Origin of the sequence: Bacillus sp. MHSD_36, assembly GCF_030757775.1 — a bacterium.
GTDB lineage: Bacteria > Bacillota > Bacilli > Bacillales > Bacillaceae_G > Bacillus_A.
This window is the reverse complement of sequence record NZ_JAVBIS010000007.1, coordinates 101,120-124,428: the sequence shown is the minus strand read 5'-3', so window position 1 is coordinate 124,428 and position 23,309 is coordinate 101,120. Positions and strand designations below refer to the sequence as shown.

At 33.6% G+C, this 23,309-nt stretch carries 19 protein-coding genes, 2 pseudogenes and 3 riboswitches; of the genes and pseudogenes, 7 read left to right on the top strand and 14 right to left on the bottom strand.

Features of this window, described 5'->3' with window-relative positions; all coding sequences use genetic code 11:
- The first annotated feature begins 206 nt into the window (after positions 1-206).
- The gene (locus tag Q9B79_RS23010; RefSeq protein WP_306187961.1) at positions 207-2,231 is read left to right on the top strand and encodes a glycosyl hydrolase family 18 protein; all 2,025 of its coding nucleotides are present in this window, start codon (positions 207-209) and stop codon (positions 2,229-2,231) included.
- Between the two features lie 453 nt (positions 2,232-2,684).
- Here Q9B79_RS23010 and Q9B79_RS23005 read toward each other — a convergent pair whose 3' ends face one another.
- From Q9B79_RS23005 to Q9B79_RS22980, 6 genes are all read right to left on the bottom strand, one after another.
- The gene (locus Q9B79_RS23005) at positions 2,685-4,223 is read right to left on the bottom strand and encodes an ABC-F family ATP-binding cassette domain-containing protein (RefSeq protein ID WP_306187959.1); all 1,539 of its coding nucleotides are present in this window, start codon (positions 4,221-4,223) and stop codon (positions 2,685-2,687) included.
- A gap of 385 nt (positions 4,224-4,608) precedes the next feature.
- Entirely contained in the window at positions 4,609-5,358 is a 750-nt protein-coding gene (locus Q9B79_RS23000; RefSeq protein WP_306187957.1) for an ABC transporter ATP-binding protein, read from the bottom strand.
- Positions 5,355-6,353, bottom strand: a complete 999-nt coding sequence (locus Q9B79_RS22995; RefSeq protein ID WP_306187956.1) for an ABC transporter substrate-binding protein — start codon at positions 6,351-6,353, stop codon at positions 5,355-5,357. The genes Q9B79_RS23000 and Q9B79_RS22995 overlap by 4 nt, the downstream gene beginning before the upstream one ends.
- Positions 6,350-7,123 (bottom strand): ABC transporter permease, encoded by a 774-nt coding sequence (locus tag Q9B79_RS22990; protein WP_306187954.1) that lies wholly within the window; start codon positions 7,121-7,123, stop codon positions 6,350-6,352. Before Q9B79_RS22990 ends, Q9B79_RS22995 begins: the two co-directional genes overlap by 4 nt.
- A complete protein-coding gene (locus tag Q9B79_RS22985; protein ID WP_306187952.1) occupies positions 7,095-7,415 on the bottom strand; it encodes an MTH1187 family thiamine-binding protein in 321 nt (106 codons plus the stop codon). Before Q9B79_RS22985 ends, Q9B79_RS22990 begins: the two co-directional genes overlap by 29 nt.
- Positions 7,416-7,515: 100 nt before the next feature.
- Positions 7,516-7,617: riboswitch (TPP riboswitch) on the bottom strand.
- Between the two features lie 61 nt (positions 7,618-7,678).
- Positions 7,679-9,418 (bottom strand): methyl-accepting chemotaxis protein, encoded by a 1,740-nt coding sequence (locus Q9B79_RS22980; protein WP_306187950.1) that lies wholly within the window; start codon positions 9,416-9,418, stop codon positions 7,679-7,681.
- Positions 9,419-9,680: 262 nt separating this feature from the next.
- Positions 9,681-9,765, bottom strand: a riboswitch (cyclic di-GMP riboswitch).
- A 283-nt stretch (positions 9,766-10,048) separates the two neighbouring features.
- On the opposite strand from Q9B79_RS22980, the gene Q9B79_RS22975 reads away from it, so the two are divergent.
- Positions 10,049-11,362 carry an anaerobic C4-dicarboxylate transporter family protein gene (locus tag Q9B79_RS22975; RefSeq protein ID WP_306187949.1) on the top strand — a complete coding sequence of 438 codons (1,314 nt, stop codon included), beginning with the start codon at positions 10,049-10,051 and terminating at the stop codon, positions 11,360-11,362.
- Between the two features lie 104 nt (positions 11,363-11,466).
- Here the strand turns inward: Q9B79_RS22975 and thiE are convergent, their stop codons facing one another.
- Both thiE and thiM read right to left on the bottom strand, forming a co-directional pair.
- Complete coding sequence (thiE, locus tag Q9B79_RS22970) at positions 11,467-12,126, bottom strand: thiamine phosphate synthase (protein WP_306187946.1); 660 nt, start codon at positions 12,124-12,126, stop codon at positions 11,467-11,469.
- A 16-nt stretch (positions 12,127-12,142) separates the two neighbouring features.
- Positions 12,143-12,949: a hydroxyethylthiazole kinase gene (gene thiM, locus Q9B79_RS22965; RefSeq protein WP_306187944.1), complete on the bottom strand. Its 807-nt coding sequence runs from the start codon at positions 12,947-12,949 to the stop codon at positions 12,143-12,145.
- Positions 12,950-13,021: 72 nt separating this feature from the next.
- Positions 13,022-13,131, bottom strand: a riboswitch (TPP riboswitch).
- A 268-nt stretch (positions 13,132-13,399) separates the two neighbouring features.
- On the opposite strand from thiM, the pseudogene Q9B79_RS22960 reads away from it, so the two are divergent.
- Positions 13,400-13,714: pseudogene (locus tag Q9B79_RS22960) on the top strand (toprim domain-containing protein); the annotation flags it as partial.
- A gap of 725 nt (positions 13,715-14,439) precedes the next feature.
- Here Q9B79_RS22960 and Q9B79_RS22955 read toward each other — a convergent pair.
- From Q9B79_RS22955 to Q9B79_RS22935, 5 genes are all read right to left on the bottom strand, one after another.
- Positions 14,440-14,970: a stage II sporulation protein M gene (locus Q9B79_RS22955; RefSeq protein ID WP_306187942.1), complete on the bottom strand. Its 531-nt coding sequence runs from the start codon at positions 14,968-14,970 to the stop codon at positions 14,440-14,442.
- A complete protein-coding gene (locus Q9B79_RS22950; protein ID WP_306187940.1) occupies positions 14,960-15,631 on the bottom strand; it encodes an ATP-binding cassette domain-containing protein in 672 nt (223 codons plus the stop codon). Before Q9B79_RS22950 ends, Q9B79_RS22955 begins: the two co-directional genes overlap by 11 nt.
- Before the next feature lie 3 nt (positions 15,632-15,634).
- On the bottom strand, positions 15,635-16,915 hold the full coding sequence (locus tag Q9B79_RS22945) for a sugar transporter (RefSeq protein WP_306187938.1): 1,281 nt from the start codon (positions 16,913-16,915) through the stop codon (positions 15,635-15,637).
- 147 nt (positions 16,916-17,062) lie between these two features.
- Entirely contained in the window at positions 17,063-17,611 is a 549-nt protein-coding gene (locus tag Q9B79_RS22940) for a hypothetical protein (protein WP_306187936.1), read from the bottom strand.
- 436 nt (positions 17,612-18,047) lie between these two features.
- The gene (locus Q9B79_RS22935) at positions 18,048-18,257 is read right to left on the bottom strand and encodes a hypothetical protein (protein WP_000859781.1); all 210 of its coding nucleotides are present in this window, start codon (positions 18,255-18,257) and stop codon (positions 18,048-18,050) included.
- Positions 18,258-18,692: 435 nt separating this feature from the next.
- Here Q9B79_RS22935 and Q9B79_RS22930 point away from each other — a divergent pair, with 435 nt between their 5' ends.
- The 4 genes and pseudogenes from Q9B79_RS22930 to Q9B79_RS22915 all read left to right on the top strand — a co-directional run bounded on the left by Q9B79_RS22930 (position 18,693) and on the right by Q9B79_RS22915 (position 22,447).
- Positions 18,693-19,880, top strand: a complete 1,188-nt coding sequence (locus tag Q9B79_RS22930) for an efflux RND transporter periplasmic adaptor subunit (protein WP_306187934.1) — start codon at positions 18,693-18,695, stop codon at positions 19,878-19,880.
- The gene (locus Q9B79_RS22925) at positions 19,877-20,557 is read left to right on the top strand and encodes an ABC transporter ATP-binding protein (protein ID WP_306187931.1); all 681 of its coding nucleotides are present in this window, start codon (positions 19,877-19,879) and stop codon (positions 20,555-20,557) included. Before Q9B79_RS22930 ends, Q9B79_RS22925 begins: the two co-directional genes overlap by 4 nt.
- The gene (locus Q9B79_RS22920; protein WP_306187929.1) at positions 20,554-21,753 is read left to right on the top strand and encodes an ABC transporter permease; all 1,200 of its coding nucleotides are present in this window, start codon (positions 20,554-20,556) and stop codon (positions 21,751-21,753) included. The genes Q9B79_RS22925 and Q9B79_RS22920 overlap by 4 nt, the downstream gene beginning before the upstream one ends.
- Positions 21,754-21,949: 196 nt before the next feature.
- Positions 21,950-22,447, top strand: a pseudogene (locus Q9B79_RS22915) (YknW family membrane protein).
- Between the two features lie 157 nt (positions 22,448-22,604).
- Here Q9B79_RS22915 and Q9B79_RS22910 read toward each other — a convergent pair.
- The gene (locus Q9B79_RS22910) at positions 22,605-22,934 is read right to left on the bottom strand and encodes a PadR family transcriptional regulator (RefSeq protein WP_306187927.1); all 330 of its coding nucleotides are present in this window, start codon (positions 22,932-22,934) and stop codon (positions 22,605-22,607) included.
- Between the last annotated feature and the right edge of the window lie 375 nt (positions 22,935-23,309).

Sequence of the window (23,309 nt, the reverse complement as noted above, 5' to 3'; positions counted from 1 at the left end):
ACTTCATATTGAGAAAGTCTTTTTGAATCCAATAAAGCGTTTACACTAAATCTTACATTTGTTACGATTTAATCACCCCCAGCTCCCTTGTATAGACTTCGTGATGTCTGATCATTTTTATCTAGACGTTTCATACGTCTAGATTCATTTTGGTTTATTGGCGCAAGCCTTTAAATATATCTTTTATTTTGAAAGGAGAAATGACTATGAGATCAAAAAAATTCACACTGCTATTACTATCCCTACTACTCTTCTTACCTCTTTTTCTCACAAACTTTATTACTCCAAACTTCGCATTAGCAGATTCACCAAAGCAAGGTCAAAAAATTGTTGGGTATTTTCCTTCGTGGGGCATTTACGGACGTAATTATCAAGTTGCAGACATTGATGCATCAAAGCTAACTCATTTAAACTATGCTTTCGCTGATATTTGCTGGAATGGAAAACATGGAAACCCTTCTACTCACCCCGATAATCCAAATAAGCAAACGTGGAACTGTAAAGAATCTGGTGTACCACTGCAAAATAAAGAGGTTCCTAATGGTACTCTCGTACTCGGTGAACCATGGGCTGATGTCACAAAATCTTATCCGGGATCAGGTACAACTTGGGAAGATTGTGATAAATACGCCCGCTGTGGAAATTTTGGAGAACTGAAACGATTAAAAGCTAAGTATCCTCACTTAAAAACAATTATTTCCGTTGGTGGCTGGACTTGGTCTAACCGCTTTTCTGATATGGCCGCTGATGAAAAAACAAGAAAAGTATTCGCTGAATCCACAGTTGCTTTTCTTCGCGAATATGGATTTGACGGCGTTGATTTAGATTGGGAATACCCAGGCGTTGAAACGATTCCTGGCGGTAGTTATCGTCCTGAAGATAAGCAAAACTTCACCCTACTCCTTCAAGATGTTCGAAATGCATTAACGAAAGCTGGGAAAGAAGATGGGAAACAATATTTACTAACAATCGCGTCAGGTGCAAGCCAACGTTATGCGGATCATACAGAGCTAAAGAAAATCTCTCAAATACTGGATTGGATTAATATTATGACATATGATTTCCACGGTGGATGGGAAGCTACTTCTAACCATAATGCAGCTCTATATAAAGACCCAAATGACCCAGCTGCGGATACGAAATTTTACGTAGATGGTGCAATAGATATTTATACAAATGAAGGTGTGCCAGCAGATAAACTCGTATTAGGCGTACCTTTTTACGGGCGTGGATGGAAAAGTTGCGGAAAAGAAAATAACGGACAATACCAACCTTGTAAACCAGGTAGTGATGGAAAGCTCGCTTCTAAAGGTACTTGGGATGATTATTCTACCGGTGACACAGGTGTGTACGATTATGGTGATTTAGCAGCTAATTATGTTAATAAGAATGGTTTTGTTCGCTATTGGAACGATGCGGCAAAAGTACCTTATTTATATCATGCAACTACAGGAACGTTTATTAGCTATGATGACAGCGAATCTATGAAATATAAAACAGACTATATAAAAACAAAAGGTTTAAGTGGCGCAATGTTTTGGGAGCTAAGCGGGGATTGCCGTACAAGTCCAAAATATAGTTGTAGTGGATCTAAATTACTTGATACGTTAGTAAAAGAGTTGCTTGGTGGACCTATTACTCAAAAAGATACTGAATCACCAACAAACGTAAAAAATATTGCTGTTACAAATAAAAATTCAAACTCCGTTCAATTAAATTGGACTGCATCTACTGATAACGTAGGAGTTACGGAATATGAAATTACTGCCGGAGAAGAGAAATGGAGTACAACAACAAATAGCATTACAATTAAAAACTTAAAATCTAATACAGAATACACATTTTCAATAACAGCGAAAGATGCTGCTGGGAATAAATCACAACCTACTTCCATTCTTGTAAAAACAGATGATACGAACACAACACCTCCTGATGGAAATGGGACTGCTACCTTTTCAATCACTTCAAATTGGGGAAGTGGTTACAACTTCTCAATTGTAATTAAAAATAGTGGAACGACACCTATTAAAAATTGGAAATTAGAATTTGATTACAACGGCAATTTAACACAAGTTTGGGATTCTAAAATTAGTAGTAAAATAAATAATCATTACGTAATTACGAATGCAGGATGGAATGGTGAAATTCCCCCTGGAGGATCGGTTACAATCGGAGGGGCAGGAACAGGCAATCCTGCTGAACTTGTAAATGCATCCATTAGTGAAAACTAAACGTAACTTCCATTAATTATTTCATTAAAGTTTGAATTTAGGTTTGATTACTCTATCCTAAATTCAAACTTTTAATTTTATGAAAAATCACAAATGAAATTACAATAACTTATTATAATCATATTTAGTTTCTAATATGAAGTTAGTGTGAAGTTCATCTGAATTTTACATGAATTTCCTTTAATTTCTATTGTTTTCCTATACTAATCACATTATCCTTAACATATAGGAATTATTTTTATTCCATTTCAAACTATCTATATATACAAAGAAAGATAGTCGCCTATTAGGGAAAGGCATCTACTATTATAAATATAACAAAAGAAAAAGCACGCTTATAAGCGCACCATAAGAGTGCTTCTTCATACAATTCTCATGTAAGAGTTCTCGAAAATCATGTTAATCACAAAGAAAAGGCATTAGCTTATACAAGCTAATGCCTTTTCTTTATGATTATTGTTCAGCGTTCCATTCTTCTATATTCCATACTTTTGTGATCCATGCCTCATAAAAAGACGGCTCATGTGAGACAAGTAAAACTGTTCCTGTATATTGTTGTAACGCTTCCTGCAAAGACTTCTTTGTTTCTATATCCAAATGATTAGTCGGTTCATCTAAAATTAAAACATTGCTTTTCGTTACGATCAGTTCGCATAAACGTACTTTCGTTTGTTCCCCGCCGCTCAATAAACGAATAGGTTTTAATACGTGTTCTTCTTTCAAGCCACACTTTGCTAATGCTTGGCGTACTTCTTTTCTGGTCATATCTGGTCGTTCTGCCCAAACTTTCTCTAATGGTGTCGTTTCTGAAGCAAACTCTTCCTGTGCAAAATAGGCAGGATTTACTCGCTCTCCAATAGAAATTGAACCACTTAGCGGTTTTATTTGGCCTAATAACGTTTTTAACATCGTCGTTTTTCCAATTCCATTATGACCAACAATCGCTATCTTTTCTCCTTTTTTCACTTGTAAATTCAACTCTGGACATAATGGATCACTATAACCTATCCTTAGTTTCTTAGCCTGTAATATACGACTCACTGGCTCCTCATAAACATTGAAATCAAAACGTGATCGAGTTACAGGATTAACCTTTTCAACCCTTTGCATTTTCTCCAATACTTTCTCTCGGCTTTTAGCCTGTTTCGCTTTTCGAATTTTATTTTTTTGAATAAATGTTTCTAACTGAGAGATTTCTTTTTGTTGTTTCACATACGCTGATTGTAATTGTTTCTTTTGCACTCGGTAACTTTGCATAAACTGTTCATAATTCCCTACGTATCGCTTCACTTTCCCTCCTTCTAGATGATAAATCACATTCGTAATACTGTTTAAAAATACTTCATCATGAGAAATAATCACATAAGCTTTTTCATACAATCTCAAATACGATTGCAACCATTCTATATGAGCTGTATCTAAATAGTTTGTTGGCTCATCTAGCAATAAAATATCAGCTTTTTCTAAAAGGAGCTTCCCAAGTAATAACTTTGTTCGTTGTCCTCCGCTTAACTGTGAAACATCCCTTTTCAAACCTATTTCAAGTAAACCTAAACCGGTTGCTACTTCATCAATTTCTGTATGAATTTGATAGAAATTAGAACTTTCCAATATAGTTTGTAATTCTCCATACCTTACTAACAATTTTTCTATTTCTGCTGCTCCATCCATTTCTTCTGTAATTTTTAACATTTCGCATTCAATCGTATACAAATCCGAAAATGCGCTTTGTAAATATCCTTCAACTGTGATTCCCTCTTGTAAATCGATATGCTGCTGTAAGAAACCTACCTTCACATGCGGAAACCACTCAATGTTCCCATCATCATGTATAAGTTCTCCTGTTAAAATTTTTAACAATGTTGATTTTCCAATTCCATTTTGCCCTACTAACCCAACATGCTCGCCCTTTAATAGTCGGAAACACGCATTATATAAAATGGTCTTCTCACCATACGAATGACTTAAATTTTCTACTGTTAATATACTCATGTTTTTCTCTCCTTTACTTATGGTTCATAAGCTAAATAGAGAAAGCAACAGTATAAAGCCTTATTTAATTGTGCATATAAAAAATGGGTAAGGTGAATACACCTTACCCATTACATATTATCGTAAAAAAGGATTAAGGTTCTTTACCTGCTGTCTTCAATTTAGCTTAATCGTTAAAAATGGGCAGACTTCTCCCTTATCAAGCTAAAACCATTTGAAGAACAGTTGATAAAGTCATTTTATCCTTTCACTCCTTTAACATTTGTTATATTAAGAGTATAAACTACTCTTTTATATTCTATTCTCTATCTTTTCTTTTGTTCCTTCTCCTATATAAAAAAGCCTCTTAACAGTAATTATACCAAAAACTGTTAAAAGACTTTTTCTATTTTTTCATATAAGGAGCTAATACTCTCAGAATTTCTTCCTTATCCTTCTTTAACTCCAGTGATGTTAACATATCCATCGTTCGTGGTCTAGGTAATTTCACTTGTACCTCACCAACTATCGATGCTGGTCTTTGAGATAAAATAAATACGCGATCCGAAAGCAAGATTGCCTCATCTAAGTCATGTGTAACCATAACGATCGTTTGCTTCTCTTGGTGCCAAGAGTTCAAAAGCCAGCTATGTACTTCCATTTTTGTAAAGGCATCTAATTTTCCAAAAGGCTCATCAAGTAGCATAATTGGTTTTTCACATAAATATGTGCGCAAAAAACTAATCCTTTGGCGCATACCACCAGACAATTCATCTGGATAATGGTCTGCATATTCATCTAGCTGAAACTGCTTTAATGCTTCCATTCCTTCTGTGAGCCTTTGTTTTTTCGGTTTCCCTTCGATTTCCAATGGCAGCACTATATTTTGCAAAGCTGATCGCCACGGTAGTAATAAGTCTTGTTGCGGCATATAACTTACGACATCTTGCTCTTGTACGTGCGTATCCTTATACGTTACATTCCCACTTGTTGGATTTTCAACATTTGCAATCATATTTAATAATGTGCTTTTCCCGCAACCACTCGGTCCTACAAAGGAAACAAACTCTCCTTCTTGTATAGAAGCACTAATATTTGCTAATACATTCTTTCCATCGAAAGATTTTACAATATCTTTTATTTGTAATCCGCTCATTTTTCGCTTGGAAGGAACTCATTTGTAAAGGCATCTTTCACATCAATTTTCTTCTTAATAACTTTGTTATCATATAAGAAATTCATGTAATTCGTCCAAACTTCTTCCTTCTGTACTCCCCATGCTTTTGCATCATCTTGATACTTCGTACTTAACCACTTTTGACTTTCTTGTACTAAGTCTTTATTTACATCTGGAACAGCCTTAATTAAAATATCAGCAGCTTCTTTCGGTTCTTTAATTGCAAAGTTATAACCTTCTGTCGTTGCACTCATAAACTTTTTCACAAAGTCTTTATCTTGTTTCGTATGTTTTTCACTCGTAATCATAACAGGACTATAGAAATCAAGCGCTGGATCTAGGTCTTTCACCATGATCGTATTTAACTCTTTTCCTTGGCGCTTCGCTTCAATTCCATCCCATCCGTAATAAATCCATTCAAAGTCTGCATCTCGACCGATTGATTTAAAGAAATCTGTTTGTCCTAAGATGATTTTTTCAACTTTATTAAAATCAGCTTGATTTTTCTCCATAATTGTCTTTAATGTAGCTTCTTCTGCTGGTCCTCCCCAGCCTCCGTAACGTTTTCCTTCAAAATCTTTCGGTGAAGTCATGTTATCTTTCTTAAGCGATGCAAAAGCTGAAGTGTTATGCTGAATAATCGCTCCTACAGACACAACAGGAATACCTTCCACACGAGCCAGCGTTACATTTTCTTGTGCGCTTATTGCGAAGTCAGCTTTTCCTGAAGCTATCATTTGCTCCGCTGTCACATTATCACCAGGCTGAATAATTTCTACATCTAAGCCTTGTTTTTTATAATAATCTTTCGCTTGCGCTACATATAAGCCAGTATGATTCGTATTCGGAAACCAATCTAATACTACTTTTACTTTTTGATCTTTACCTGCACTTTCTTCTTTCTTGGCCGGATTACATCCAACCACACCTAACGCTAATAAGGCGACCAACATAACTTTTAAACCTTTTTTCATTTTCTGCCGTCCTTTCTATATATCCATGGTGCTGTTATTCTTGCCATAAACTCTACGATAAAATACAGACATAATGTCACCATAACAATAATTGCTGCAACACCAAATACTCGGGCTGTTAAAAAGGATTTCGTAGCCCTCGTAAGCATAACTCCTAATCCTTCACTGGCACCGAGCCATTCCCCAATAATCGCTCCCATTACGCTATATGTAACTGCAATTTTTAAACCTGAGAAAAAGTATGGAAGCACTGCTGGAAACTTTACTTTCTGATAAACTTGCCATTTCGTTGCCTTCATCGTTTGCAACAACTTCAACATATTTTTATCTACAGTTTGAAAACCTTCTAAAATGCTAAGCGCAATCGGAAAGAAACAAACGAGTATGACTACCATTACTTTCGGTAGCATTCCATATCCAAACCAAATAATAAATAATGGTGCAAGTACAACGATTGGAATCGTTTGCGAAATAACAAGCAACGGATTTATTAAAATACGAAATAAAGGGATAACGTCCATAATAATTGCAATACTTGTCCCAATTAAAATCGCAAAGAACAGTCCAATTATAACCTCTTGCAGCGTTTGTATCGTATTCGGTAATAGTAAATCTTTCATTCCAATTAATTCTTGAACAATGGCTGAAGGCTTCGGTAAAATCCAAGGTTCAATTTTAAATAATGAAACAGATCCTTCCCATATCGCAATGAGAAGGATAAGCCAAATTGTTGTAATTAGTTTAGATTGCTTCTGGTTTTTCATATTCATCACGGTACTTCCAAACTTTTTCATCTATCGTTACACCAGTGCTTGGACGATAGTGGATTTTAATAGAAGTAATTACTTCTTCTGCTCCAGCATCCACACACGCTTGTTGTGCACGTTTAATGACATCAAGAAGTACATCTAATTCTCCTTCCAGCGTTGTTTCCATTGCCCCTACTTCATAACGAACTCCCGATTGTTGTACAACCTCAATTGCTTTATCAACAACAGAATACACATCTTTGTTCTTCGCTTGTGGTACTACTGAAAATGAAATTGTAACTTGTTGTGACATAGTAAAATCCCCCTTATAAAATGAAATATTAAAACAAGAAAAGGCTTTCCTACTGCGTAGGAAAGCCTTGTATGCAAGTTATTATAGAATAACATATGCTACATCACTTTAAGTAACTCCCTACGCTGGCATTATCCAGATCAGGTTGAGGGTCGATGTTTGTTTACATCCTCTCAGCCAATTGGCTCCCCGGTCCTTAATTCGTTTTCATTGTAGCATGATTTATTTTATTGAACAAACAAAAGCACGTATAATCATTTCATTTAACTTTTGAATTCACCAATTAACTCTTGTAACTCCTGTGAAAGCCAGCTTAAAGAACTAGCTAATTCAGCAATATCTTGTACAGACATTTCCTGTTCTTTCAAACTTTCTTCAATATTATTACTACTATTTGCATACGTATTTGCAATAAGTGATAGTTCATTTACAACACGAACAATATTTTGGCTATTTTGCAATATATCACTTGAATTGCTAGAAACAACTCTAACTTGATTTGTAACAGCTTGTGCAGATTTTGAAATTTCTTCAAAGAAAGCACCATTATTTTGAAGAAGTTCAATTCCAGATTCTACTTCTTTTGAAGCTTTTTGTATTGAAACAACAGCTTCTTCCGTTTCAACTTGTGTTTCCCCTATTAATTTCGTTATATCTTTTGCTGATACTTCCGTCTGCTCTGCTAATTTACGCACTTCATCAGCAACAACGGCAAATCCCTTTCCGGTTTCCTCGGCACGTGAAGCTTCAATAGAAGCATTTAAAGCTAGCGAATTCGTTTGATTTGAAATACCTGTAATTACACTTGCAATATCACTAATTTCTTTTGATCTCGTTTCCAAAGAATGAATGATAGAAGATAAATTTTGTACTGCATTTTGTATTATGTTCATTTGATTAATCGCCTGTTCAACAATACCATTTCCTTTTACTGAATGATGCTTCGTACCTTCAGACCTTTTCGCTATTTGTTTTGCAGTATTAGTTATCTCTTCCATTCTATCTTCCATTTCATATACAATATCTAAATACTTTGGTACGGAGGTTTCTTGTGATTGAACGCCAGCCCTTAACTCAACTATCGAACTTACGATACCTTGGACTGCCATACTATTTTCTTTCGTACTCACTGACAATTCTTGTGAAGATGAGGAAACCTGTTCTGCTGTCTGCTTCACTTTATCTATAATTCCTTTAAACTTCTCGATTGTATTATTAAAATATGAATTAATAATACCAATATCATCTGGTCTTTCCTCTAATTTAATACTCAAATCACCTTCACCGACTCTGCGCAAGCCTTCACGTAAATCACGTAATGGAGCAAGTGCGTTACGTACAATTAAGAATTGAAGAACAGTTGCAATTAAAACAGAAATACAAATAAACATTAAACCTTGTATAATGAACTTTTCCTTTGTACTAGGAACAATAGAGGCATCTACATCAGCTGCAACAAGAGCCACAACGTTCCCTTCTCCATCTTTAATTGGCTCTAATATCGTTACCCATGTTCCTAATGCGTCTTCATATACTTCTGTCATGTTTGCTTTTTTTGTGCTCATTACTTTATCATATGCTTTCATCCAAAGGTCTGGTTGTTTATAATATTCTCCTGGCCTTACTTCAACAACATTTGTTAAACCTGTAGACAAATCAATGATTTGTAGCTCACCTTTTTCATTTTTTTTCGCTCCAACAATATACGTTTGTCCAACACTATTCAATTCTTCCGTTGATTCATCTAATTTCTCTGTTAACTTCTCTCTCTTTTCTCTTTCCGCCGTTGGGTCTTTTGCAACATCTCTCAATATGTCCGCATCTAATTTATGTACTACCGTATCTCCTGTTTCAAAAGAATGTCGTTCAAATATAGACATCATACTATTTTGAAACATATTAAAACTTAACGCTCCCATAGTACCAACAAGCGTCAAAATAACTAACACAGTTAACAACACATTTTTTTGAAGAAATGATATATTATGCCAATACTTTTCCATTAACATCACCTTTCTTAATTAACTTAATATAAAGTGAAACTATTAAAATATAAACCTTATTAATAATCGTTAAAAGTTCTCATTTGTTTATAAAGTGAAACTTTAATCAGCCCTCACCAATCGGGCTTTTACGGGCAGTTGATCCCCACCTAACTTCTTTGCTTCCGCTGAATTTTGAGGTGGGGGGCTTACTGCCCGTTAATGCGGGATAAATAAAAAAAAGACCAATGAAAAGAGCATTGGTCAAGACCAACCCTATCCGTCCGGTAACTGGCTAGCATAGCCTTTCGGCCTTAGCTCCTGTAGTTTTGCGTCCTAATGTTTCCATCAGTTTGCCTTTCTCGCTGAACGAGTTGAACGATATGGGAGTTCTATGAGAATTACATTATTCTCTATCAAAGGTTACAACATAAAAATTAAAATGTCTACCTATTTAAAAATGCAAATGTATAGTTTCAACGAATTATTTTTTCGAAATAATTTAACAAAGTACGTGAATGTTACATTTCTTGTGTTATATAATAAAAAATGTATGAAACACAAGGATTATTTTGAGTATTTATTTTAATTTTCATTTAAATTAAATTATTCGAATATATCTTAACTAATGAATTTCGGAGGTAGTTTATCATGTTTTGGCTACAATTTCTTACGTTACTACTCTGCATTTTTATTGGCGCACGCCTAGGCGGAGTCGGTCTAGGAGTAATGGGTGGCGTTGGTATGGCAATACTTGTTTTCGTCTTCCACTTACAACCTACAGCTCCTCCTATTGATGTAATGCTTATGATTTTAGCAGTGATTACAGCTGCCGGTGCACTTCAAGCCGCTGGAGGAATGGACTACCTTGTTCATTTGGCTGAGAAAGCATTACGAAAAAATCCAAAGCGTATTACATTCTTCGCTCCAATTGTTACTTATTTATTTACACTCTGCGCAGGAACTGGTCACGTTGCTTATTCTGTACTTCCTGTTATCGCAGAAGTTTCTCGCGAATCGGGGATTAGACCGGAACGACCAATGTCAATTGCCGTAATCGCTTCTCAACAAGCAATTACAGCTAGTCCTATATCAGCTGCAACGGTTGCACTTTTAGCAATGTTAGCTGACTATAAAATCACTTTATTAGATATTTTAAAAGTTAGTATTCCTTCTACTTTCATTGCTTGTATGGTAGCTGCATTTGTTGCTAGCAAAATGGGGAAAGAATTAAATAAGGACCCTGAATACTTGAAACGTTTAAAAGAAGGAATGATTCCTAAAATTGAAGAGAAGAAAGAATTTGTTGGTGTAAAAGGCGCTAAACTATCCGTTATCCTTTTCTTAGTAGCAACTTTCCTTGTTGTACTTCTTGGTTCATTTGAAGCACTTCGTCCAGGATGGATGGTTGATGGAAAGTTAGTTCGTCTTTCCATGCCAAACACAATTGAAATGGTTATGTTAACGATTGCAGCTCTTATTATTATTTTCTGTAAACCAAATGTAGAAAGCATCGTGTCTGGTAACGTCTTTAAAGCAGGGGCAACAGCAGTTGTTGCTATTTTCGGTATCGCTTGGATGGGAGACACTTTCTTTAACGGAAACTTAAATATGATTCAAGGATCAATTCAGCACCTAGTAACAAGTGCACCATGGCTATTTGCCATCGCATTATTTATTCTATCTATTTTACTATATAGTCAAGCGGCAACAGTACGTGCTTTAATGCCACTTGGATTATCACTCGGTATTTCACCAGCACTACTAATCGCGATGTTCCCTGCAGTAAATGGATACTTCTTCATTCCAAACTATGGAACAATTGTTGCTGCCATTAACTTTGATCGCACTGGTACAACTGGCATTGGTAAATATGTTTTAAATCATAGCTTTATGATTCCAGGCCTAATTGCAACATTCACTTCTATTGGAATTGGAATGCTCCTAATATCAATTATGTTTTAAAGAAAAAGCACAAACCGACAATTTTAAAAGGTTTGTGCTTTTTTAATCAAACGTTTGTTTAAATAAACGAAACAACTCATTTTGCAACTCTACATAGCTTTTTTCTACAAACTCTTACTTACTTCCTCTACTAGCTTCTTCGTACTTTCATACGCAGATTCCGCTAAACTAATCGCAGAAATAACGGAAACACCGTCTGCACCCGCTTCTATAACTGATGCTGTATTTTCAATTGTAATGCCACCAATCCCGACAATCGGTATTGTAATTCCTTGCTCTCTAAAATGAGCTAAGCCTTTCGTTCCTTGCACAGCTTTCGTATCTTTTTTCGTACTCGTTGGGAAAATAGGGCCAACACCTAAATAATCAGCTCCGTTTTCAATTGCCCAGCGTGCTTCTTCAATTGTATGTGTAGATACACCAACAATTTTATCCCCCATTTTTTCACGAACAGAAGTAATCCCTTCATCATCTTGTCCAACATGCACGCCATCAGCATCTAACTCGAGAGCTAGTTCCACATCATCATTTACGATGAACGGTACACCGTACTCCTTACAAGTTGCTTGTAGTTCTTTTGCGAAACAAATGCGTTCCTCTCCTGTTAAAGCGCCTTCTCCCTTTTCACGAAATTGAAAAATTGTTATACCGCCTTCGAGTGCATCTCTCAATACTTGTAGCGGCTCTTTCGCACAATTGTTACTTCCCATTATAAAATATACTGATAACAACCTGGACATGTCAGCCTTTGTAATACGCGACATCTAGTTCCCCTCCTTACTATATAATCTCAATCTTCCCGTACTTCTCAATATCACCTGAAGTAGTATTCGCTAACTGATTTAAAAATTCAATTTGGAAACTACCAGGTCCTTTTTCCACAGTCTTGGCAGCTGCCAATTCCGCAGCTACACCATAAAACGTTAATGCTGCTACCGCTGCCTTTACATAATCCTTTTCTACCGCTACAAATGCTCCTATTACAGAAGTTAGTAAACAACCAGTTCCCGTAACTTTCGTTAAAATAGGGTGACCATTTTGAATAAGGATTGTTCGCTCTCCATCTGTAACAACATCTTCTTTTCCAGTAATTACCGCTACTGTATTCAATTCATCTGCTGCCTGCTTTGCAATACTTACGACATTTCCATTTCCAGCACCAGCGTCCACTCCTTTAATTTCCCATCTCTCATTAATAACATTCGCTACTTCAGCTGCATTTCCGCGAATAATCGCTAACTTGATTTCAAGCGGAATATGTCTCGCAACTTCTGTTCGATACGATGTTGCTCCTGCACCAACTGGATCAAACAGTACTGGTACATTGTTCACATTTGCTGATTTACCAGCAAGTAACATCGCTTCTACCTCGTCAGGACGAAGTGTACCCATGTTCAAAACAAGCGCCCCAGCAATGCTAGCCATTTCTGCTACTTCTTCTTTTGCATATGCCATTACAGGCGATGCTCCTAACGCTAACAAACCGTTAGCTGTAAAATTTGTGACAACAACATTTGTAATATTATGAACGAGTGGATTAGATTCTCTCACCAAATCCACTACTTCGCTAATTTCTTTCATATTCATCCTTCTCATCTCCTAACTATAGTGATGGGAGATACACAAAAAGGCACTTTGCGCGTACGCAAAGTGCCTGAACATGTGCTTTTACACTCTCCCTACGCTGGCATTATCCAACAGGTTCAAATGGTCAATAACGGATTAGTCATACTCTCAGTTTGCATCCACAAACTCCCATGTGCTTATTATTCTTCTACTTCAAAGTCTACTCTTATTCTAGTAAAATAACAAGTTCTTTACTTTTCTATTTCATATAGAAGCAACTAATAAAACAATACGCATAATAACTATGTATTTCTCACAGTCTCATCATGGTGCATATTATATTCTATTGCCATCATTCACTTTCAAACAGATGTTACCCCATTAAAAAACGTTCAAATCTGGAGCGAAACTGAATCTCAAGAAGATGTATGCTATAGTTAACGTATGGAAATTTGAAAGGATGTTTTAAATATGTCAAAAAGCGTTGTAATCGCTGAAAAGCCTTCCGTTGCACGTGATATTGCTCGCGTACTGAAGTGTGATAAAAAAGGAAATGGCTACCTTGAAGGTAGTAAATATATTGTAACTTGGGCTTTAGGTCATCTCGTTACATTAGCAGATCCAGAAAGCTATGATGTGAAATATAAAAAGTGGAATTTAGAAGATTTACCTATGCTGCCTGAACGTTTGAAATTAACGGTTATTAAACAAACTGGGAAACAATTTAACGCTGTAAAAAGTCAGCTACTTAGAAAAGATGTAACTGAAATTATTGTAGCGACAGACATCGACTTATCTCTATAAAATATGCCTGTACAAAAATCCTAGAACATACCTAATCCTTTGTTTAATAAAGGCTATTTACTTTTTTATAATTGTACATAGTACTAAGAAAAAAGGAAGATAATATAAAGCACTTTATATTCTAGTTTAATCCAAGTGATATAGCTAATTTAATTCAATATATAATTAAAGAAATATTAATTCGTATATACTTTAAAACTATTTAAATGAATTTATCTATTCTACAAGCAAGTGATCCCGTCAAAATTCTTTGCCGATACGTTTAATTATTAGAGTTTGCTTCATTTTTACGACCGCCAAAAGATAATCTACTCCTTGGTGTGTTCCAAATAAGATCAAAGCAACGATTACTACTTTTGAGGCCACTCTTCATTTTAGTATTTGAAATAAGTTATATGAGACAATTTAGACTTAGGGAAATCAACGATAAAGTGCAATTAATTAAGATAAGCCTCTTCTCAAATTTAGGATATTCTGTATTTTTGTGTGTTTTTTAATTAATCCCCCATTTATTTTTGTGTAATTTCTGATTTGTAAAAATTTCATTAAAATAAAGCAATAACAGCCTTGAGGCTTTTTTCATACGCATTTAAAATAACTTTTCCTTTAATCATATTACCACTTTCCTGATTCGATACCATCAATAGTTACCAAAAGCAACATACGAAGCTAGTAAAATAAAAAGCCACCAAAGGGTGGCTGAGTAATTAAATTATATAACTTTTGTCGACTAATGACGGAGATAAATATGTTTCTAATAATGCGGCAACTAATAAAAGTATTAAATCTATAATTAATAGCACCAAAAGATTTTTTCCTAATATGATAAATGAATTCTTATTAAGTTCTTTCTTTCTAATTATGTTAACAATGCATACCGCTACAAATAAACCTATTGCTGCAGTGAAGAACATATTTATGATTTCAATTATTCCATGACCTGCAAAATAAGAATATGCTGTTTTTAAGGAAGTTTTTTCTACCAAACTATGAAAAGCAAATCCTAAAGAAAAAAACTGTTGGAACAGAAAAATTAAAGAAAAAAATCCGAAACTAATAATGGAAAATATGATTGTAGTAAAATGTATTTCAAAGTTAGTACTAAAAATAGTAATGAAAGAAGGCTGTAAATTGGGACTAAACTGTTCATTAGGAAGTAGTAAAAAACCCAAAAAGAAAAATGAGCTTCCTATAACTGAACAAGCAATAAAACAAATACTAAATAATTTAGGTTTCACAATTATCACTCTCCAGAACTACTTTATCGAGTTGCTCATCTCTTTTTAAAATTATTTTTTTATCTGAAAAATTCGCTACATCAGTATCTGTTGAATGAGTTGCATAAATTAAAATTGCTTTATGTTGAATTATATAATCCTTCAGATAATCTAGAGTAACTTTCCTCGACCTAATGTCAAAATTAACAAAAGGTTCATCAAGGAGAATTAAATTAGGCGAAGATAGAAGAGCTAGTATTAATGATAGCTTTTGTCTAGTTCCTAATGATAATTCACGTGTATAAGTATTTTGATATTTATCGAGTCCAATCTCTTGAATGAGATGTTCTAAAGATGAATCTAATCTTTCTCTATTTAGGAAAGATAGTACCATATCTATTGTTTCAGAGGGTGTTAAATAATCGTATAAGAAAGGTGTATTACCAATTAATGAGACACCTGCAATATACTCTTTAAAATTTTCCTTTACTGAAAATTTATTTAGTATGAGTTCCCCATCAAATTTCGTCATTCCACCAATTATATTCAATAACGTTGATTTACCTATACCATTTTTACCCACTAATTCTACAATGCTCATACTGTCTACTTTCAAGTTTATTCCATCAAAAATGTAAGTTGATTCACCATATTTTTTTTTTATGTTTATCAATTCAAGCATGTCTTACCTCTCTTTTGTAAGGAAATTATATAACAATAAATAACTAGAATATACAATGAAGAAACCCATTATAGGATATATATTTCCTAATCTCATTGAATAAACAGCTACAACACTGCAGGTAATAAAAGGCAAGCCTAAAATTAAAAGATCTTCAATAGGATTAAAGAAATATAAAAAGAAATTGTTTTTTATATCTTCTATTGATAATTTTTTAAAGCGATAGACTCTTTTTGTAATGATTTTTATTGAGTAGAAGTAGATAATTGTTGAACATACAATAATGATAGCTGTAAATAATGACAATCCGTAAAGAATGATTACACCAAGATAATAACCAATCAGGATTGCTATGAGCTTTCTTGAAAGAAACTTAGAAAGTAAATTATTATAATAATTTTTTTGATCAAACTTCTTTATATAATAAAAATCACTTAAATTAGATCCCTGTAACATTTTTGAGCTATTTATGATTCCTTGGGATATAAAACTTATAATAGCGCTTTCAGACGCTAAATAAACAGAAATGATAATGAATTTATTAATATTAAAATAAAAATTTAAAATCCCTATTATACATAGAGAAGCTATTGTAAATATATAAGTATATAGGATATGTAAATAATAAGTTCTATTTTGGCAAGATCTAGATAAAGCAATTTGATACTTATCAAATTGTGAATCATTTCGATCTTTTATTATATGTTCTTTCTTTTTCGTATTATTTGGTCCGTTTATAAATAAAAAGACAATCTGATGATTACTCCATAAGAATTTCAAAATAATAGTAATTAAAACAGTTATTAATACTAAAAACTCATATAAAAATATTGTTGTGTAACTAAAATAGAGTTCCCTCATAAAAATGATAATAAAAGAACAATAAAAAAGAATTTTAAATCCAAATGTTAACAATAGTTTTTTTATGATAAGTAATTTAAAATTATTTTCTTGAGCCCTATACATCCACTGAGAAACATTCTCCATCTCTTCTGGGTCATAATCATCATTATTAATATCTGTGATTAACATTGTCACAAAAAAATAAGTAGTAGCAATATAAAAAGGGTTTATAAATGAACGAAAATAATAAATTAGCTCGTAAACAAAAATTGGTGCTAATATCGAAACGAAAGTAATGACTACATTTACGTTATACAAAAAAGTTAGCAATAACTTTTTATCACCATCAGCAAACTTATTTAGAAAATCCCCCAATAAAAGCTCTATATTGGCAAACGCTTTTCTTTTTTTCATTAATCGTTTGTATTTGAAGTACTTCATCTTCTTCAATTTCCTAATATTTTTACAATATTTTTTATTAGGCTAAAGCTTGCTACCAAACCAGACAGAACCGCTATTACTAATATTATCTTCATTGTAGTCTTAAATTTTTTTTCCATTTAACTCACCTTCCTAAAGTTATTGAAATTACACAAAAGTCATCAGCATTTGAATGATAAAAGTCAAACCATAAGTTATTGAGAATATAATTACACTTATTTTAACTTTTAATCTATTTGCGATAGAATCATTTAAATTTGATAAATATAGGTAAACGAAACCAGATAATAACATTTGAGAACCTGGAGACCAACCTAGCCATTCAAGGTCTTGTAAATTATTCAGCCCAACAATCCAAATAACCGTCATATTTAATAATATAGAAGATATATTTGAAAAAATTATTACTGATAAAAAGTTGCTAAAGTTTAATTTTTTATTAGCAATAAAGTTTGTAATAAAAGTAACAAATAGTGTTTCTATTATTACCACAGTAATACCCACAATCACTTGTATCGAAGTTAAAAAGACAATAACAAATGAATTGGTAAACAGAGGTAATTTTTTTTGGATTATATCAAATTGTTCAATCACGCCAAAGTTTTTAATTGAAAAAAATGTATTTGCAAAAATTACCAAAGCCAGAAGGCAAAAAGATAGTAAATTAATTATTCTTTTATTTTTTAATTTGATCATTTTTAATCCCCTTTATAATAAACAAAGTTAACTGACCATCCCCTAAAATTGAACACTACTTCTTATTTTTAATAGTTTATCATTATTTTATTTTGGTGGTACAAATCTAGTAATTTCATTGCCTAATTGTATTAAATCTAAATTCCATTCATTGATTCGTTTTAATTTTATATAAAGGAATATACTTTTCTTAGACATTTCTACTCCGCCGTAATACGATATTTATTACTCTATTTGAAGAATAGCGCCCCACTTTTATAAAAAACATTTATTGATTCTTCTTATGGCGCAATACCATATCGTTTGTTACTTTCTCTATTATTCATATTTTCCTAATCATCTTGGACTCCTCTCCTAACTAAAAGTTTATTATTTGTTAAGAAAGGAGTCCAAATTTATTAGGGGTGGGGCTAAACAACCCCACCTTAATATCTTTTTAAAGTGCGTTTGCTGCAGCTCTCTTACCCATTCTAGTCATTCCTAAAATTGTAGCACGATATGCCCAAACAGCAGCTGATGCAGAAGCACCAATTCCAGTTAGAGACATTAATAATGAAGCATAAGAAATCCAATCCATATAATCAATAATAGTTGATGCAGTAGCTGCGCTACAACCGATAAGTGATCTAATCATTACTGTTTTCATTTAAATTTCCTCCCTAAATATCCATTTAACTCTTATATCCTTTTAATTACATAAAACAATATAAGAATTAAATATCCCAAATTCTATTTTTTATGTTGTTCCCCGGGTACTAGAAGATAATACCATAAAAAAACATTTTATAAATATGCAAATTTGCATATTTATAAAATTAGTTTTACGAAGTTAAAAAGTTCATATTAAAATATATTTGGTTATTTAATTTACTAAGAATGCAATTTAATTATGCTAGATCAGTTTGAAAGAAAATAATATAAATTTCCTATTCTAGTTGAATGAAATTTCTTTTCAACCGCATTATTAATACGATAAGTAAGAAATTAGGAATGGTTATCTTATTATATTATTTTATAAATTTTGTTATAGTATTTAATTACTATACAAATTAAAAATAAATTATTGTAAAGGAGATAAGTTATGTTACAAAATCAAGTCCATACTTCAAATAAGAAGAAAAGGATTATTGTTAGTGTTATTATTTTAATTGCTATTGTTGCAGCTATTAACATTTTTGTCATGCAAAGTACGAAGAAAGGCGAGGTTAAGACAGGTACTGTAAGTTTCGAAAAGGTAACAGAACGTAAACTTAATAATACGAAGTTAATTTCCGGACAAGTGAAACCAGGAAATATTGAAGGGTTCTACACAGATTCGACTAAAGGAAAAGTGAAGGATATTACGGTAAAAGAAGGACAAGAGGTAGAAAAAGGTACGAAGTTATTCTCTTATGATAATGAGGAAATTAATTTAAAGATGAAACAAGCTGAGCTTGATCAAAAGATGGCAGATATGCGATACAATCAAAGCAAGAAGAAAATAGATTCATTGAAGCAAGAAATTAAGAAGACAAAAGATAGCGGTGCTACTACAGAAGTCATAAATCCACTGGAAGAGCAACTAAGTGAACTAGAAATGCAGCAAAAGACAACTGAGCTTGAGAAAGAAAAAGGAAAGTTGCAAGCAGAAGAATTAAAAAAGCAACAGAAAGAACTTACGATTTATAGTAATTTTGCTGGTGTTGTTCAAAAGTTAGATAAAGATGCAGCGCAAAGTTCATCTCAAGCGTTAGGTGGTCAAGGAAAAGCGTTTTTACAAGTAGCTTCTAAAGATCCATTCCAAATTCAAGGAACGTTAACTGAGCTTCAAAAGTCACAAATTCAAAAAGATCAAACATTTACTGTAACGGCGAAAGCAAATAATAAGAAGAAATGGACAGGTAAGATTACAGAGGTAAGTGAGTTTCCAACAAGTACAGAGATGGCGCAAGCCGGTGGTGTAGGTGAGGCAACTCAAAATATGTCTCAATATACATATAAAGCAAGTCTTGATAGTCAAGATGGTTTATCTCCAGGTTATCACGTTTCTCTACAAGTAAATTTAGGGAATAAGAAGATGGTTGCTGTTCCAACTAAGAGCATTGTAGAAAAGGGCGATGATGCATTTGTTTATGTTGAGGATAAAGGAAAGCTTCGTAAACAAAATGTGAAAAAAGGTTCTACTGATGGAGACTGGACAGAGGTTGTAGAAGGCGTAACAGTGGGGCAAAAGGTAGTTAAAAATCCTTCCGACGATGTGTATGACGGAATGGAAGTGAAAGAGAAATGATTACGTTAAATAATATTGCTAAAACGTATTATCAAGGAAAATTGGCGGTGCCGATTTTGCACGGTATTAGTTTAACGATTCAGAGCGGTGAGTTTGTTTCAATTATGGGACCGTCTGGTTCTGGTAAGTCAACGCTTATGAATATTATCGGTTGTTTAGATCGTCCAACAGAGGGCGAATATATGCTGAATGACGTGAATATTTTAACAGCAGACGAGTCGAAGCTTGCTTTAATTCGTAATGAATATATTGGCTTTGTATTCCAGCATTTTAATTTACTACCTCGTCTTTCAGCGATGGAAAATGTTGAGCTTCCGCTCGTATATGGTGGCGTGAAAAAAGCGGAGCGTCGCAAGCGTGCTTTGGAGGCGTTAGGTAAAGTTGGATTGGCAGATCGCGTGCATCATTTACCAAATGAGTTATCAGGTGGACAGAAGCAGCGTGTAGCGATTGCAAGAGCGATTGCGAATAATCCAACGTTCATTATGGCCGATGAACCGACTGGTGCACTTGATACGAAGTCTGGTGAGCAAGTTATGGATATTTTCACGAAGCTTAATGCAGAAGGTACGACGATTGTTATGGTTACGCATGAAGAGGAAGTAGCAGCGTATTCCTCCCGCCGCATTGTACTGCGAGACGGGAAAGTTACAGAAGATAGAAGGTGTGCGGTATGAGTTTACTAGATAGTATAAAAATTGCCCTATCTTCTATTTTAGCTCATAAACTGCGTTCAGCTCTTACGATGCTCGGTATTATCATCGGGGTTGGTTCTATTATTACGGTCGTTGCAATCGGACAGGGCGGGGAAGCGATGCTGAAATCTCAATTTGCCGGTTCAGGTAATCAAACTGTTCAAATTCATTATAGTGCAGATATGAATGATCCTTTTGGTATGGGAATGGTAGAAGCACCGAAAATAACTGAAGAAGATATTTTTGAAATAAAAAAAATATCAGAGATCACACATGTTGTGACAACAAACTCAAGCATGGAACCACTTGATATTGAAGATAAAAAAGAAATGGTGAGTATTACTGGATTAGATAGTGAGTACTTTGCAGTAAATAAAGTAAAGTTGTTAAAGGGACGTTCTTTACAAGAATCAGATGTGGACCAAGGTAATAACGTTGTCATGATTAGTAAACAAATGGAAGACAAGGTGTTTAAGGATGCCAATCCAGTCGGTAAAATTATTGAAATAAAGGGACAACCAATGCAAATTATTGGTATCTACAAATCAGATAGTGAGTTTATGGGAATGGGGACATCAGAAATATTAATTCCAATTTCATTATGGCCAATACTATATGGGAAAGATGAAATTCAAAATATTTCTGTTCAGGCCAAAAATGTAGATGATTTAGAGAAAGCAGGTAAAAAAGCTGCCGATGTCTTAAACAGCCGCAAACCAAGTGATGCAACTGGTAAATACGAGGTTCTAAATTTAAAAGAACTTCAAGAAGGCATTTCAAAGATGACAGGGATTATGACAATGATCATCGGTGGTATCGCTGGTATTTCACTAATTGTTGGTGGTATCGGTGTTATGAACATCATGCTCGTATCTGTAACAGAGCGTACACGTGAAATTGGTATACGTAAAGCACTTGGTGCAACGCGCGGCAAAATTTTATTACAGTTCTTAATTGAAGCAGTTATGTTAACGCTTCTTGGTGGGCTGATAGGAATTGGGCTTGGTTATGGTGGTGCATATATTGTTTCCACGTTTGCAAAGTGGCCACCACTTGTTTCATGGGAAGTTGTCATAGGCGGCGTATTGTTCTCAATGACACTCGGCGTTATTTTCGGATTAATTCCAGCGAACAAAGCTGCAAAATTAGATCCAATTGAAGCACTTCGTTATGAATAAATTACTAGTGTAGTAGGAATGTTATTCTCTATTACACATACCCATTGTTTTAGTAGGCATTTCACATCCTCGAGAATAAAGAGGATGTGAAACTCCCCCCCCCTTATAACCATTTATATTAATATAAAAATGTATTATAAAGGAAGTGAGTTTAAATAAACAGAAAGTTGGCGAAGAAAAACCGCCTTTACTTAAAATGATTACAGATCCTGGATTACAATTCGAATGAGAAAAAATTTGAGACATGTTCTTCTTATTAGCACTGCTACAAGTTCTTTTTGGTAGTTGCAGTGCGTAATATTATGTATACATCAACAGCAATTGTTAAGATAAAAAATCATTAGGGAATTATTGAGTTTTTATGATGTTTTTTGGAAATAATACTCCTTATACAACTATTATTATCATTAGTGGTCTTATTAAGGCTATTTTAAGTTTAACTTCATTTGGCAGAACAACTAAATAAACGAGTTTAGTTTCATTATTTACTAAAGGTACACTTGCATATAGAATTAGTAGTACAATTCAAACATCCTATGTATCAAATTTAACTGTTTTTTGTTTAGGGTTATAAATTGGATTAAGCAAATTGAAATTTGCTATTCCAATTCTCATCTTCTTTATATTCAAAACTATGTTTTCATTTGCACTTGTTTTATTAATAACAAAGTTTTTACCGGATATGCCGACATAGATAAGATTATATTCGTGACAGTATACAATTTGTCACATTAGTAACCGATTAATTTGTTTCGAAGCGTATAATTTTCTTTTTTGATATGTTGACTCTTTGTTACAATAACAGCATTCTAAGTTCGATTAAAAATTGAGCAGACTTCTTGCATATAATTCTACTTCCCCTCCTTATTAATTACATTTTCAACAAATAATTTTAAATCGTCCCAACGCTCTTTGAATTTATCCAATTCCTTTTCCCCCATTTTTGATAACGCATAGTACTTTCTTTTTGGACCAGTCGTAGATTCCCTTAATACACTCGTAACTAATCCTTCTTTTTGCATACGTAATAATAATGGATATATCGTCCCTTCACTAAAAGAGTGAAAGCCATAGTTATGTAATTTTCCCTTTAATTCGTAACCGTATATTTCCCCTTCTTGAATAATGGATAAAATACATCCATCTAAAATACCTTTTAACATTTGTGTTGATTTTTCCATTTCATTCCCCTCTCTTCTGTTAACTTTTAATACAAGTGCTTTAAACATAAACATAAAAATAACATACGATAACTTGTAATGCAAGGTATAATGAACGTAACTTTTAAATTTCCATTCATAAAAACAGAACGATTTTTATAGTATTTATTAAATATATGTTTGTTAATAGCAAATACCTTTGTTAACTTATTTTTGTAGTAATTTTCTTAAATTTCAAATATGGTTAAGTCATTTTATTTATCTCCTCTATATTCTTAAATTTATTATATTATCCTTTCATCAATTGAGATCCCTGCTGGAAAAAACCTAAATATTTCCTCCTAAAAATGCACATGAATCATTGATTATTTTAACTTTTCCATTTCAGATAATTTA

Coding starts and splice junctions, on each gene's coding strand:
- Q9B79_RS23010 (WP_306187961.1), top strand. CDS start 207: ATGAGATCAAAAAAATTCACACTGCTATTACTATCCCTACTACTCTTC.
- Q9B79_RS23005 (WP_306187959.1), bottom strand. CDS start 4,223: ATGAGTATATTAACAGTAGAAAATTTAAGTCATTCGTATGGTGAGAAG.
- Q9B79_RS23000 (WP_306187957.1), bottom strand. CDS start 5,358: ATGAGCGGATTACAAATAAAAGATATTGTAAAATCTTTCGATGGAAAG.
- Q9B79_RS22995 (WP_306187956.1), bottom strand. CDS start 6,353: ATGAAAAAAGGTTTAAAAGTTATGTTGGTCGCCTTATTAGCGTTAGGT.
- Q9B79_RS22990 (WP_306187954.1), bottom strand. CDS start 7,123: ATGAATATGAAAAACCAGAAGCAATCTAAACTAATTACAACAATTTGG.
- Q9B79_RS22985 (WP_306187952.1), bottom strand. CDS start 7,415: ATGTCACAACAAGTTACAATTTCATTTTCAGTAGTACCACAAGCGAAG.
- Q9B79_RS22980 (WP_306187950.1), bottom strand. CDS start 9,418: ATGGAAAAGTATTGGCATAATATATCATTTCTTCAAAAAAATGTGTTG.
- Q9B79_RS22975 (WP_306187949.1), top strand. CDS start 10,049: ATGTTTTGGCTACAATTTCTTACGTTACTACTCTGCATTTTTATTGGC.
- thiE (WP_306187946.1), bottom strand. CDS start 12,126: ATGTCGCGTATTACAAAGGCTGACATGTCCAGGTTGTTATCAGTATAT.
- thiM (WP_306187944.1), bottom strand. CDS start 12,949: ATGAATATGAAAGAAATTAGCGAAGTAGTGGATTTGGTGAGAGAATCT.
- Q9B79_RS22950 (WP_306187940.1), bottom strand. CDS start 15,631: ATGCTTGAATTGATAAACATAAAAAAAAAATATGGTGAATCAACTTAC.
- Q9B79_RS22945 (WP_306187938.1), bottom strand. CDS start 16,915: ATGAAGTACTTCAAATACAAACGATTAATGAAAAAAAGAAAAGCGTTT.
- Q9B79_RS22940 (WP_306187936.1), bottom strand. CDS start 17,611: ATGATCAAATTAAAAAATAAAAGAATAATTAATTTACTATCTTTTTGC.
- Q9B79_RS22935 (WP_000859781.1), bottom strand. CDS start 18,257: ATGAAAACAGTAATGATTAGATCACTTATCGGTTGTAGCGCAGCTACT.
- Q9B79_RS22930 (WP_306187934.1), top strand. CDS start 18,693: ATGTTACAAAATCAAGTCCATACTTCAAATAAGAAGAAAAGGATTATT.
- Q9B79_RS22925 (WP_306187931.1), top strand. CDS start 19,877: ATGATTACGTTAAATAATATTGCTAAAACGTATTATCAAGGAAAATTG.
- Q9B79_RS22920 (WP_306187929.1), top strand. CDS start 20,554: ATGAGTTTACTAGATAGTATAAAAATTGCCCTATCTTCTATTTTAGCT.
- Q9B79_RS22910 (WP_306187927.1), bottom strand. CDS start 22,934: ATGGAAAAATCAACACAAATGTTAAAAGGTATTTTAGATGGATGTATT.